The sequence below is a fragment of the Shewanella nanhaiensis genome (assembly GCF_019457885.1).
Taxonomy (GTDB): Bacteria; Pseudomonadota; Gammaproteobacteria; order Enterobacterales; family Shewanellaceae; genus Shewanella; species Shewanella nanhaiensis.
On sequence record NZ_JAHZST010000003.1, the window covers coordinates 54853 to 67794 of the forward strand.

11 protein-coding genes are annotated in these 12942 nt (G+C 43.7%); 6 read left to right on the forward strand and 5 right to left on the reverse strand.

Going from position 1 to position 12942, the window contains the following annotated elements; all coding sequences use genetic code 11:
- The first annotated feature begins 69 nt into the window (after nt 1–69).
- The 4 genes from K0625_RS04825 to K0625_RS04840 all read left to right on the forward strand — a co-directional run bounded on the left by K0625_RS04825 (nt 70) and on the right by K0625_RS04840 (nt 4509).
- Complete coding sequence (locus K0625_RS04825) at nt 70–2154, forward strand: M13 family metallopeptidase (RefSeq protein ID WP_220108640.1); 2085 nt, start codon at nt 70–72, stop codon at nt 2152–2154.
- Between the two features lie 461 nt (nt 2155–2615).
- Entirely contained in the window at nt 2616–3401 is a 786-nt protein-coding gene (locus K0625_RS04830; protein ID WP_220108641.1) for a RelA/SpoT-related domain-containing protein, read from the forward strand.
- Between the two features lie 115 nt (nt 3402–3516).
- Nucleotides 3517–3918: an SMI1/KNR4 family protein gene (locus K0625_RS04835; protein ID WP_012323550.1), complete on the forward strand. Its 402-nt coding sequence runs from the start codon at nt 3517–3519 to the stop codon at nt 3916–3918.
- Nucleotides 3919–4008: 90 nt separating this feature from the next.
- Complete coding sequence (locus K0625_RS04840) at nt 4009–4509, forward strand: DUF4447 family protein (RefSeq protein WP_220108642.1); 501 nt, start codon at nt 4009–4011, stop codon at nt 4507–4509.
- 105 nt (nt 4510–4614) lie between these two features.
- On the opposite strand, the gene K0625_RS04845 is transcribed toward K0625_RS04840, so the two are convergent.
- Both K0625_RS04845 and K0625_RS04850 read right to left on the reverse strand, forming a co-directional pair.
- Nucleotides 4615–5238, reverse strand: a complete 624-nt coding sequence (locus K0625_RS04845; RefSeq protein WP_220108643.1) for a glutathione S-transferase family protein — start codon at nt 5236–5238, stop codon at nt 4615–4617.
- Nucleotides 5239–5348: 110 nt separating this feature from the next.
- A complete protein-coding gene (locus tag K0625_RS04850; RefSeq protein WP_220108644.1) occupies nt 5349–7961 on the reverse strand; it encodes a TonB-dependent receptor plug domain-containing protein in 2613 nt (870 codons plus the stop codon).
- Nucleotides 7962–8353: 392 nt separating this feature from the next.
- Between K0625_RS04850 and K0625_RS04855 the strand changes: the two genes are divergently transcribed.
- Nucleotides 8354–9628 carry an NRAMP family divalent metal transporter gene (locus K0625_RS04855; protein ID WP_220108645.1) on the forward strand — a complete coding sequence of 425 codons (1275 nt, stop codon included), beginning with the start codon at nt 8354–8356 and terminating at the stop codon, nt 9626–9628.
- Nucleotides 9629–9745: 117 nt separating this feature from the next.
- Entirely contained in the window at nt 9746–10210 is a 465-nt protein-coding gene (locus tag K0625_RS04860) for a YehS family protein (RefSeq protein WP_012323544.1), read from the forward strand.
- Between the two features lie 115 nt (nt 10211–10325).
- On the opposite strand, the gene yedF is transcribed toward K0625_RS04860, so the two are convergent.
- From yedF to fdhD, 3 genes are all read right to left on the reverse strand, one after another.
- The gene (yedF, locus tag K0625_RS04865; protein ID WP_220108646.1) at nt 10326–10562 is read right to left on the reverse strand and encodes a sulfurtransferase-like selenium metabolism protein YedF; all 237 of its coding nucleotides are present in this window, start codon (nt 10560–10562) and stop codon (nt 10326–10328) included.
- A gap of 89 nt (nt 10563–10651) precedes the next feature.
- On the reverse strand, nt 10652–11926 hold the full coding sequence (gene yedE, locus K0625_RS04870) for a selenium metabolism membrane protein YedE/FdhT (protein ID WP_220108647.1): 1275 nt from the start codon (nt 11924–11926) through the stop codon (nt 10652–10654).
- 22 nt (nt 11927–11948) lie between these two features.
- Nucleotides 11949–12812: a formate dehydrogenase accessory sulfurtransferase FdhD gene (fdhD, locus tag K0625_RS04875; protein WP_220108648.1), complete on the reverse strand. Its 864-nt coding sequence runs from the start codon at nt 12810–12812 to the stop codon at nt 11949–11951.
- Nucleotides 12813–12942: the final 130 nt, after the last annotated feature.

Genomic DNA, 12942 nt, shown 5'->3' on the forward strand with positions numbered 1-12942 from the left:
CTACTACAAAGGCATATAAATAATAAAAATGCTCTTAGAGGGGCAAACTGCAGATTAAAAGGAAAAAAAATGAATAAAGCACTCGTCGGGGGACTTTGTGCCTCACTCATATTGGGCCTCACTGCCTGCAATAATGAAGAAGCCGAAGTTAAGGCTCCAGAAACCACTAAAACAGATACCGCTGTCGCCGTTGAAAAGGCCTTAAGTTCAGGAATAGACTTCGCCAATTTCGACAAATCCATTCGCCCACAAGATGATTTCTACAGCTATGTAAATGGTACTTGGCTTAAAAACACTGTGATCCCAAGTGACAGAACCAGCACAGGTGCTTTCTATGACCTACGTGAAAAGTCTCGTGATGATGTCAAAGCCATTATCGAAGAGGTAGCCGCTACGCCAAACCTAGTTGCTGGCAGTGACGAGCAAAAAGTGGCCGATCTTTACCGCTCATTTATGGATACAGAGACACTGAATAAGCTTGGTACAAAGCCAATTCAGAGTGAACTAGATAAGATTGCAGCACTGAAAACCAAAGGCGATCTGGTTAACTACTTCGCTCACAGCCAGATCATCGGTGGCGGCACCCCACTGGCTTTCTACATAGGTGTTGACGCTAAAGACTCTAGCCGTTACGCAACCCATATTTGGCAGTACGGGTTGAGCCTGCCAGAGAAAGATTACTATTTCAATGAAGGTGAGCGCTTCGTAAATATCCGTAAAGCCTATGTTGAGCATATCGAGAAGATGTTCACTTTAGCCGGTTTTGACAAGCCTAAAGCCAGTGCAGAGCAGATTTTAGCCCTTGAAACAGCCATCGCAGGCAAACACTGGGACGTTGTTGAAACACGTGACAGCACTAAGACCTATAACAAGATGACGATAGAAGAGCTTTCAGCCATGGCTCCTGATATCGACTGGAATGGTTACCTCACTACACTAGGCGTTGCAAAACAGCCTGATATCATCATCAATCAGCCAAGCTTTATTGAAGGCTTCAGCGAAGTATTAAAAGCTAACGACCTCGCGGCGTGGCAAACCTACATGAAATGGCAACTCCTGACTCACTTTGCAGGAGAGATGACCGCCGAACTGGATAATGAGAACTTTGAGTTCTTCTCTAAGACTCTTAATGGTCAAGAGGAGCAGCAACCTCGCTGGAAGCGCGGCGTAAGTACAGTTAACAGTGTATTAGGCGAAGTGGTAGGCAAGGTTTATGTTAAACGTCACTTTACGCCTGAAGCTAAAACTCGCATGCAAGCTCTGGTTGAAAACCTTCGTGGCGCATACGGTGAGAGCATAGATGGTCTGACTTGGATGAGCGCAGATACTAAAGTTGCCGCCAGAGATAAACTCGCTAAGTTCGACCCGAAAATCGGCTACCCAGACAGATGGGAAGATTATGACAAACTGACCATTAAAGCTGACGATCTGATCGGTAACAATATCCGTGCAAATGAACTAGGCCATGAGAAAGAGCTTGAAAAATTAGCGGGTCCAATCCGTAAGTGGGAGTGGCATATGACGCCACAAACCGTGAACGCTTACTACAACCCAACCATGAATGAAATTGTGTTCCCTGCCGCAATCTTACAACCTCCTTTCTTCAATATGGAAGCGGATGATGCAGTAAACTATGGTGGCATTGGCGCGGTAATTGGACATGAGATGGGCCATGGGTTTGATGACCAAGGTGCGAAGTTTGATGGCGAAGGTAACATGCGCGATTGGTGGACTGAGAATGACCTCACAGAGTTTGCCGCTCGTGGTAAAGCACTGGTTGAGCAGTACAACGGTTATGCGGTATTTGACGACCTACATGTGAATGGCGAACTGACACTAGGTGAAAACATTGGTGATCTATCTGGTGTGACTATCGCTTATAAAGCTTACCAGCACTCACTCAATGGCAAAGAAGCCCCAGTGATCGATGGCTTAACCGGTGATGAGCGTTTCTTCATCGGCTTCACACAAATTTGGCGCGCTAAGATGAAAGAGGAGTCGATGCGTAACCGTGTGGCCACCGATCCACATTCACCCGCTAAGTTCCGCTCGCTGGGCGCCCTGTCAAACATGCCTCAGTTCTACAGCACTTTTGATGTAAAAGAGGGGGATGCCATGTACATAGCTCCCGAAAAACGAGTCAAAATTTGGTAATATACCAACCAGTATAAAGAGGTGATCGCTCAGCGAGAATTTAGCGCTTCAGAGGCAAGGCAACGAGTGAAGAACATAGTTGTTCTACGTTTAAGCTCGTTAACACCGCATCGGATGCGCTAAAATTCGCCTGTAAGGAGTGTTTTTGGCTGTCTACTTCTGCGTTGAATGAACTCACAAGGGAATAACCATTCCATCATCCATTCGCCTTGAATTAGTTTGCCAAAAAGCGCTCTGAGTAGATCACTTTCTTATAATGATTGGTATTGCATATTTTCTTTTAAAAGAGCGCTATAGGCGCTCTTTTTTTGCCTGTAATTTAAGGTAATCTCTCCATGAACAAACTTTAATTATCCGTTCAGCCGCGATTAAGGGGGCTCCCTATAGATTGATATATGAATAGTTAATGACCATTTGCATTCTTAACGAGTTTTGAGGTCCATCGTATGTTTATGAACAGTATGAACAAGTTATTTAGAACGTTTTTCATCTTTCTGCTTCTCCTCTCTACCCGCACAGGCTTCGCGGCGACCCATGAATTTCAAAATCAGATCAAAGAGAAGAGCGATAACTATGCCGTCAGGCAGTCACTGCCAAAAAATCTCACAGGTTTGTATTTAATCTCCAGCCATCAGCAGCATACTCCCAGACAAACAAGCAGCGATCTAGATACCTTATATTCGACAGCCCAATCCGCACAGGATGAACTCAACCACATCATCAATACCATCACTCAACAAGGCTCACTCAACGCGTCCCTTCCCCCCATAAAAACCTATGAGAGAGCCCTAAACAAGATCACAACTAAGTTCGATGGTGATGCCAGTCAGCTCACCGATTTAGCCAGAGCCAGCATACTTGCCAATAATATTCACGATCTTATGCAGGCTTACCAAACACTCAGTGAGCAGACTCAAGTGCTCCAAGTGAAAAACCGCTTCTCCTCTCCAAAAGAGTCAGGCTACCGAGATCTCAATACCCTGATAAAACTCCCTCAAACAGGGATGATTGTTGAAGTTCAGCTCCACCTTAACGAGATAGCTAAGATAAAAAGTGGCCCTGAACATAAGTCCTATGAAGAGATACAGGAGATTGAAGCCTTAGCAAATGTAGAGAACAGGGAGCTATTTGACAGTGAAACAGCAAGGATCATCGAGCTGCGTCAAAGCTCTCACAAGCAGTATCATAAAGCTTGGCTGAACTATAAACGCATCGACAGTGCAGGCGTGCTCCCAGTGGCCGCCTAATCTCCTCAGTCGAAAGCCTTAAGCACCTTAGGCTTTCGACCATTTATCCAACTAACAAATTCCACCAATTCAAGATATACTCCCCCTTTACTGATAGCTAACTAGCGAAGAGACAATGCACGACATCATAGAGCAACTACAGGAAATGAGTGAAACCGTTCCTATTCCTTTAGAACTCCCAACATTTGACCAGCTCGTTATGGCCGAGGAGGAGATCTTGATGCCCCTTCCTGGTGAGTTAAAACAGTATCTGCTCTACGCCAGTGATGTCATCTATGGCTCTCTAGAACCTGTTACCGTGAGCGATCCTAACTCCCATACTTTCCTACCGGAAGTCACCGCTTATGCCTGGTCTATCGGCATGCCCCGTGAATACGTCGCTGTTTGCCAACAGGGCAACAGTTTCTACTGTATCGACCAAGAGGGACAGATGCTGCTTTGGAACGAAGATGGCAGTGAGAGTGAGTACTGGGAATCCTTATGGGAATGGGTAGAGCAAGTCTGGATGAAGAGCTAAGTTATAGGCTAATTCACTAGCCGATTCTAATAGATCATAAGTTTATCTTTCGCTTCCATAAGCGCACTGAACACTATTTTTGGAAATACAATGTCAAAGAATACAGGCTTAAACGCCATTGAAATTAAATACCTGCGCTTATCTTTAGGCCTCACCACTGCACAAGTTGCCGAACTGAGCAAAGCAAGCGAAGAGGATGTGATCGCTTGGGAAGCAGGTGAGAAACCCGTTTCAGGTTTAGCAGAGAAAAAGCTTATCGAAATTGACGAAACCATCGAGATGCAGGTGCTTAATACCTGTGATGGTATCGAAGAACTCTTTAAAAAGGAGCCAAAGCGCCAACTTAGCTTTGTCGTCTACCCAACTCAGGCACTATACGCTCAGTATAATCCAGAGTTTTTAGGCGCCCTCCCCCTTACCGAACTCTATAACACCTCAGCTTGGCGCATTAAAAAAGAGTGTAAGCTGATACTCGAGGTCGATGTCACTCTAGTGGCATTAGAGGTGGAGAGTTATAAAGCTTACCGCGAAAAAGAGGGCTTAAAAGAGAGTCGAGAAAGCCGCGCTAAATGGGCTGCGACTCAGATCTAATTTCGAGTTTCGAAAAGTATGTAAGCTAGACCCAAATGACAAACAAAAAAAGCATCTTTCATCGATGCTTTTTTCATTTCTAATAGATGATACCAAAGATAGAAGTTACTCAGCCCCTGCAACCTCTTTTTCGAGAGCTTTAACCATCGCAGGTCTCGCTGTCACGCGATCGCGATATGCCGCTAACTTAGGCGGAATATCCTGCTCAAAACGTGTCGCCCACAACAGAGTATGTCCTAGTAAGATATCAGCCGCAGACAACGTATCACCCAATAAAAAATCACTGTCAGGTAACCAGTTTTCAGCAATGGCCGCAGCCTTATCAAACTCCCATTTTGCCACGGCAAACATACTCTGCTGACGTATCTCCTCTGGCAGCGCAAACTTATGTTTACCTATGGTCCAGAGCGGCTGCTCAAGCTCACAGGTAATAAAACTCACCCACTGGTGATGCAGCGCACTGGCATCGCTTCCAGCTTCTGGTAATAGCTTTCTGTCACCATATTTTTCAGCCAAATACAGTACAATTGCTGCAGATTCTGTCACTACTAGGTCATTATCCACTAAAGCGGGTACTTTTCCGCAAGGGTTAACAGCAAGGAAAGATTCACTACGACTATCCCCCTTTGCAAAATTAATAAAATGGTACTGCCAATCCAGCCCTAGCTCCTCAAGCATCCAAGATACACGCAGTGAACGGCTACGAGGTACACCATATAACTTAATCATTCTCACTCCTTCGACAATTAGTTTTCTATAAGCCTGTTGCCATTAAAACAAAAAAAGCGGCCCATGTGGGGCCGCTTAGTATTTAGTTACAGATTAAACGTTAAACACGTTTAAAAGCTGTAGCTCGCCTGTAGATAAACAAATCTCCCTTGACCACTGTGTACTGAGGTCACATACCCCATAAAGTCGTGATAGGAGAAAGGTGGCTCTTCATCAAGTAGATTGGTCGCCCCCAATGTCAGCACAGTATCGGGTAATCCATAGTAGTTAACCGATGCATCAACGGTCATCATGGCATCAATATCAGCCATTCCCTCTTTTTGGACCGCTTCTTTCTGCTTAAACTCACCAATATAATTTAGACCTAGATAAGATCTAAAATCAGTAATGGTCCAATCGACACCAGCAGTCCAACGTGCTTCAGGCTGCTCAAAATCCCCCTCTACAATATTGATCCTCTGTCCACCATCCACATCGGGGCGCTTATCTTCATACTTAAGAATATAGTTCAGAGCATAGCTAAACTTAAACTCGCCAGCACCAGTTTCAAGCAGGAAGTTGGCATCCAGATCTAAACCAGTGGTCACTAAGTCGCCAATATTTTGGAATGAATCATAGATGGTCACCACTTCACCGGGATCATTTGGGATCGTTGAAGGTAGACGCTCAACAACACTAGGATCATCACCAAAGTTACTGAAAACGAACTGGGTGTCAGAATCTATAATATTTTCAATATCATAACTATAATAATCTAATGAGAAATTCAAATTATCAGTAATGTTATAGATAACACCTAAGTTATAACTTGTGGACTCTTCTGGCCCTAAGTCTGGGTTACCCTCAAACACAGCTGTGTATTCCTGATTCTCACAGGCCTTGTTAATATTTCCTACCGCATTACAACGTATGGTATCAACAAGTGTTGGAGATTCATCTGTCCTTCCTAACCCTAATTGAGCTAAAGATGGTGCTCTAAATGCTGTGCCCCATGATCCCCTAAAAGAGAGATCTTCCAATGGTGACCAAAGCAGTGAAACCTTAGGATCGGTTGTTGTACCAAAATCACTGTAATCCTCATGACGAAGGGCTAACTGTAGCTCCAGTGATTCAAATACCGGCACACCTAACTCGGCATAAAACGCGGTATTGTCACGCTCGCCATTCGCTTGGGTCGCCTCGGTTCCAAATACCTCACCGCGCAAGAACTGATCATCGGGATTATCACTGATAGTCTCTTCGCGGTACTCTACACCAAACGCCACCATAAGCTCACCTGCTGGCATCTCAAGTAGAGGACCTGACAGCTTTGCATCGAGTGAACGGTTGGTCGACTCACCCACACGATTGGTAGTAGTCTCGATAAAATCTAACGCCTCTTGAGTATTAGATGAAGGCTCAAATGGGTTCCAACTACCGTTATCAATCGCTTCCTGAGCGCGACGAGAATTGGGGAAACCATCGATACCACGTTCTACAGATTTACTGTTGATATAACTAAACGCTGTCTCCCAATCCCACTCGCCAAACTGGCCGTTAAGACCAATAACCGTACGATAATAATCAGACTCTACCTCTTTTAAGCGGTTACCAATATCCACCATACGACGGCGCATGGTTAAATCTTGATTATAAAACTCATGGGTCGGCATATCTGCAAATGGGTGATTTGGATTATCTGCAGACATAAACAGCTCATTAAAGCTCGGGCTACCGGCACCTTTTACCGTCGTTTTTGAGCTTTGCCCATTAAACTCAAGGAAACCACTAACATTATCGGTAATATCATACTTACCCATATAGTTAACACTAAAACGCTTATTCTCAGGCACCATGGTCATAACAGGTGCATAATCATAGCGGCACAGGTTATTGACTAGATCGGTATCCTCTGGTGAACAAACATCATTACCAAAGGTATCAGGTAGACGATTAGTTGGATCACTTTTAAGCGCAACAGTACCAGGGAATCCAGAAGAACTTCTCATATCTTCTGCAAATGGATCGTTAGGTCTTAAAGCTTGTTGGTTAGAAGACCTAGAGTAATCTCGATCCCCATAAAGCAACTCCTCACGATTAAAATAATCTAGAATAAAAGTGTGGCTGCTCTTTTCTGTATGGCTTCCCCAAACTAAACTAGCACTCTCCTCTTTACCCCCTCCAGCAGAGGTATCACCTATTCTTGCGGTTATTTCAGCGCCATCAATATCATCCCTTAGAATAATATTAATCACGCCCGCAATAGCATCAGAGCCATAAGTTGCTGAAGCGCCATCTTTTAAGATATCAACCCGTTTAATCGCCGATACTGGGATATTATTAATATCGACAAAAGCGGTATCGATCCCTTTTGCAAATGGACTAACAGATACTCGTCTTCCATTAACAAGTATCAAGGTGGAATCAGCTCCTAATCCGCGTAATGAAACACTTGATCCACCATTGGCTGTGTCATCACTACTATTTGCTTGTGTAGAAAAGGTGCCTTGACCCGAAATAGGAAGCTTAGAGAAAAGTCCGATTAAATCCGTGGCACCAGAGTTACTAATATCCTCCTCAGAGATAGAGGTAACCGGTGATGGCCCCTCCATATCAGTGCGTTTAATATGTGAACCTGTGACCTCTATTCGTTCAACCTCTTCATCAGCTGCCATTATATTAGGAGCATAAACAGCTGATACAGCCACAGCACATAAGCTTGGCAATGCTTGTAGTAATTTCATAATCATCCTCAGGGTTATATTATTTTAATTTATTATAGTGATCTGACTACTACAAATTTCAGTCACATTACTCAAAGATCACAAAACCCAACCTAATGACTAAATAAGTAAAGTCAAATAGATTGAAAGAGGTAAAATGTAAAATTTAATTAAGACTTACACTGGCACCCTCTATATAATAAAACCGATTCAATTAATTTAATACTTTAATACTAGAACTTTTAAATTATGAACTCTTACATTAATCTAAAAGTTAACATTAAAAATAAATATCCTTCGAAGAGTTAAAGAAAATAAAAAAGAGTTCATAGATAGATAAATAGCCCCTTTTATCTGAATGAGAAGCGTGTCATATTCTGTGCCATTGATTCGATAGAAAACCTAAAGGCCCAATGGAAAAGTTGTATAGCGCAAACAGTAACCTCAATACATCACGATTAAAACGTTCTCGATATTTTTTGGCCGCACTGGGGCCAGGGCTATTAATGGCAGCCGCTGCGATTGGCGCGTCACACTTAGTCTCATCAACGCGAGCAGGTGCAGAGTTTGGCTGGCAACTAGCTTGGGTTATTCTTGCTGTTAATCTACTTAAATACCCATTTTTTGCAGCAGGGGCTCGCTATACAGCAGCAACTGGAGAGAGCCTACTCCATGGTTACTTAAAACAGGGGCGCGGCTATTTACTGCTCTTTAGTGGACTCAATACACTAGCCGCTATTGCCAGTACCGCGGGAGTCACTATGCTAACAGCGGCTATGCTAACGCTATTTATCCCCCTGTCTATCGATCTACTCGCCTTTATCGTATTGATTGCCAGTCTAACCATACTGATCTTAGGCCACTATGCCCTGCTCGATAAATTAACCAAGATAATCATGCTAGCGTTAACGGTTTCAACTTTGGCCGCAGTTGCCCTGGCTTTTAATATTCCTCCAGTCATACATCCAGACTTTATCCCTCAATCCCCTTGGCAGTGGGCCAATATCGGATTTTTAGTCGCCATGATGGGCTGGATGCCAGCACCTATTGAGGTGAGTGTTTGGAACTCACTCTGGTTGCTGGAGAAGCAAAAGTCACAGCCTATATCCAAAAAGCAGGCGATTTTTGATTTTAACTTTGGCTATCTGATCACTGCACTGTTAGCCGTCACCTTCTTAGCCTTAGGCTCACTTGTGATGCACGGCAGTGGTGAGCAGTTCTCTCCATCAGGGGTTAAGTTTGCCAGCCAACTCATCACCCTATATAGCCAAGTGCTTGGTGAACAGACCCGCTACCTTATCGGCGCTGTCGCGCTTCTATGTATCTTTAGTACCACTGTCACTGTCATCGACGGTTACAGTCGAACCTTAAACATGAGTTGGCAGCTTCTGCGTAAGCAGCAGGACTCGAATAGGCGCCTAACGACAATGATGCTCATAATCAGCGCTTTGGGACTCGCTATCGTACTGTTTTTTAAAGGTGCCCTACTGCCTTTACTTGAGATAGTAATGACATTGGCCTTTATGACCACAATCGTATTTGCTTGGCTCAATTACAAGCTGATGACCAGTAATAGCCTGCCCGAGCAAGATAGGTACGGAATAAAAATGAAAGGTCTCTCTGCCTTAGGTATGTTTTATTTACTCAGCTTTGTCTGCTTATTTATCTATTCGATAGTCATTCAATAACCCAAATACTGAATAGAGTTATCAAATAAATGCCAGAATAAAGTCAATTGTTCGCTATAATAGCCGCCAATGATGATTGCGCAGCCGCGCAATCGCGTAGAGAAAGAATGAAGACTTATGATTAACAATGATATTTTACGCCGTATTCGCTTCGTGTTTGATTACCAAAATGCAAAAATGATTAAAATTTTCGCTAAGGTAAAGCATGAAGTGTCTCAAGAACTTCTGATTGATATGCTCAAGAAAGAGTCAGAAGAGGGCTACCAACCATGTAACGACAAGACCATGTGTCTATTCTTAGATGGATTAATCATTGAAAAGCGCGGCCTAAGAGAGGGAGCTGAGATCCCAGAGCCTGTCTCTCAAATCAACAACAACCTTATCTTTAAAAAGTTAAGAGTGGCACTTGAGATGCGCGAAGATGACATAATTAACACCTTGGCATTAGCTGAGTTTAATATGTCTAAATCAGAGCTTGGTGCGCTATTTAGAAAGCCTGGCCACAAGCATTTTAAAGAGTGTGGCGATCAAGTATTGCGTAACTTCCTTGCGGGGTTATCGCTAAAATATCGCGGCAAGTAGCCACTTCAATGTGATAGATATATTAAAGTAATAGCTACAAAAAATGCGTTTCAGTAAAAACCTGAAGCGCATTTTTTTGCTGTTTTCTCTTATACCGATTGGTATTAAACCACAACTACTTCTTAAGCAAAAAGCGCAGCATCACACCTTGCTGACTAACCTCTAACACCTCATAACCATAGTTTTTAGCATCGTTAGGAATATTATTAATCGACTGCGAGCAATCGGTAATAACTTCCAATACTTCACCCGCCTTAAGTGACTGCATCGCCTCAAGTGTGGCTACAGCTGGATAGGGACAAGGCTCACCGTAAATCTCTAAATTGTAATCCGGTACGATAGATGCTGGCATTTGATGCTCCTCAGCAAAAAAGTCGGCTCAAGTGACTTGAGCCGAATATAAAACACATAAATCAATTCACTATTTTGTAAGCTGGTCTTTTAAGCTTGTGTTGCTGACGTTGCTATTGCCGCAGGAGCAGCCTTCAACTCGGCAACTTTTAATTCAGCGAGCTTTGCCACTAACTCTTGTTGCTGGCTTTTTTGCTTGTTAAAGAAATGCAGTTCCCACACTAGAATCAGCACAAAGGATAAGCCCAGTAATAGATAAGTCACACCTAAACCACCTAATGGTCCAAAGAGATCAAGCAAATTCACCTTGTCCCAGTTAGTCGCCAATGGCTCAGCCACCACATCCCAGTAATAAGCCAATATGGTTGCGCCAACAATATTACCTATGCCGACCCACCAAAAGTGCACTTGGCCCTCTAACGCGCGGTACATCCAGCCAGTTTCACAGCCACCAGCAATCACAATTCCTATGCCAAATAGCAAACCACCAATCACCGCATTCGGGCCAGCCCAAAGGGTTTTCGGCGTCATGCCTAGTTGCACATAGCTATAAATACCAATCACGCTCACCGCCATACCTAAGATAATCGCCTTGGCCATATGGGTACGGCCAGTGATCCACATATCCCTAAATGCCGAGGTAAAACAGATCTGCGCACGTTCAATCAAGAGACCGAAGATAATCCCCATTAGCATGGCAATACCCAGCTTAGTGGAGCTTTGCATGATATACAGCGACAGAGCGACCATAGCCGCAAATACCAGCCAGCCCAAGCGAAAACGGTTTTGCACTTGATTTGGGTTAGGCTTAGGGATTTTCTTCAAACCGCCAACCTTTAGTGTGGCACTTGATCGGAAAAACGGCATCAAGGTGATTTTAGCGCCTATGTATGTACCTGCAGCTGCAGCAAAGGCAAAAATCCACGCATGCAAGGTAAACTGCGGAATACCGGTAAAGAAGGCCGCTAAGTTACAGCCCATCGCTAGGCGAGCACCAAAGCCGGCGATCATGCCGCCAATCAGTGCCTGAGCAATACGTTTTTTACTGCTTGGCATGCGTAGCTTTAAGTTGTTGGCCCATAAAACCGCCGCCATACAGCCACCAAACATACCGATAATCATCACTCCGCCAACGCGATCGAGCGGCGTACCATTGAGGCCAATGATTTTAAAGTACTCCCAAGTTTCTGGCTCTGCGCCAAACCACTGCAATACATGGCCACCCCAGCGGGTAAACTCGCCCGTTACCGCCCACAAGGAGCCAGTTAAACCAAAGAAATAGCTAGACAATATCCCCGCCGCAATCACGGCAGTAAAAGGCGACCAGAATTTAATAAAAAACTGATTTTTAAACGTTAACCACATATTTCAACTTACCAAAACTTAATTACATTACAGCTAAGTTATTATTTTCAAAATCACTTAGTATCTCATTACATAAATACAACCTTTCGGGATGAGTATAGATTGTCACTCTATTTTCACGGCAAAAACCAACCAAGGTAATATTCGATCTGTTCGCGATCTCAATCGCTAACGAAGTTGCAGAAGAAATAGCAAATATAATACTAATATTTGCAATAGCCGCTTTTTGCACCATTTCAAAACTGGCTCGACTGGTTAATAACAAGGCCGAATGACGAGTCTGATTTTCACAGCAGATATGACCAATTAATTTATCGAGTGCGACATGGCGCCCCACATCTTCAAAGCAAGAGATCACCTCCCCTTCAGCCGATAAAGTGGCAGCAGCGTGGGTGGCTCCAGTCAGATTAAATGCAGCTTGGTGTTTATGTAGGTTAATTAATGCGTGCTTTAAACTCTGTAAATTGAATCTTTCTGTGCCTGTCACTTTAACAATCGGCTTAACTGTTTGCTCAATCTGCTCAACACCACAAATTCCACAACCAGTACGGCCAGCTAAGCTTCGACGGTGCGCTTTTAGCTGCATAAAACAGCGCGAACTTAGCTCTATATGCACCAAAATCCCATTATCCACAGGTTCTATATCGATTGAGCGAATATCTTTGACCGTTTCAATAATCGACTCGGACAAACTAAAGCCGATAGCGAACTCTTTTAACGCCGTGGGGCAGGCCATCATTACCACATGAGAAATACCATTATAGATCAGTGCGACTCTAACCTCTTTCGCCACCATCTCGATTAATAATTGCTCCCTATCATTTCGAAAGCAGGTGACCTCAGCCTGCTCAGTAATACTATTTGAACTAAATAAAGCCTCTGTCATCGATTTATTCCATCTGTGCTGGTAAATAATGTCCCACTCTGCGCCATCTATCTCGATAAACGCCTCCTGGGCTCACAATTTAAAAATATAGAAAGTGTCAGATATTGTTTTATAAAAATTAGTCACTTAA

What these genes read in the sequence shown, in the direction of transcription:
- K0625_RS04825 (WP_220108640.1), top strand. Translation starts at nt 70, where the DNA reads ATGAATAAAGCACTCGTCGGGGGACTTTGTGCCTCACTCATATTGGGC.
- K0625_RS04830 (WP_220108641.1), top strand. Translation starts at nt 2,616, where the DNA reads ATGAACAAGTTATTTAGAACGTTTTTCATCTTTCTGCTTCTCCTCTCT.
- K0625_RS04835 (WP_012323550.1), top strand. Translation starts at nt 3,517, where the DNA reads ATGCACGACATCATAGAGCAACTACAGGAAATGAGTGAAACCGTTCCT.
- K0625_RS04840 (WP_220108642.1), top strand. Translation starts at nt 4,009, where the DNA reads ATGTCAAAGAATACAGGCTTAAACGCCATTGAAATTAAATACCTGCGC.
- K0625_RS04845 (WP_220108643.1), bottom strand. Translation starts at nt 5,238, where the DNA reads ATGATTAAGTTATATGGTGTACCTCGTAGCCGTTCACTGCGTGTATCT.
- K0625_RS04850 (WP_220108644.1), bottom strand. Translation starts at nt 7,961, where the DNA reads ATGAAATTACTACAAGCATTGCCAAGCTTATGTGCTGTGGCTGTATCA.
- K0625_RS04855 (WP_220108645.1), top strand. Translation starts at nt 8,354, where the DNA reads ATGGAAAAGTTGTATAGCGCAAACAGTAACCTCAATACATCACGATTA.
- K0625_RS04860 (WP_012323544.1), top strand. Translation starts at nt 9,746, where the DNA reads ATGATTAACAATGATATTTTACGCCGTATTCGCTTCGTGTTTGATTAC.
- yedF (WP_220108646.1), bottom strand. Translation starts at nt 10,562, where the DNA reads ATGCCAGCATCTATCGTACCGGATTACAATTTAGAGATTTACGGTGAG.
- yedE (WP_220108647.1), bottom strand. Translation starts at nt 11,926, where the DNA reads ATGTGGTTAACGTTTAAAAATCAGTTTTTTATTAAATTCTGGTCGCCT.
- fdhD (WP_220108648.1), bottom strand. Translation starts at nt 12,812, where the DNA reads ATGACAGAGGCTTTATTTAGTTCAAATAGTATTACTGAGCAGGCTGAG.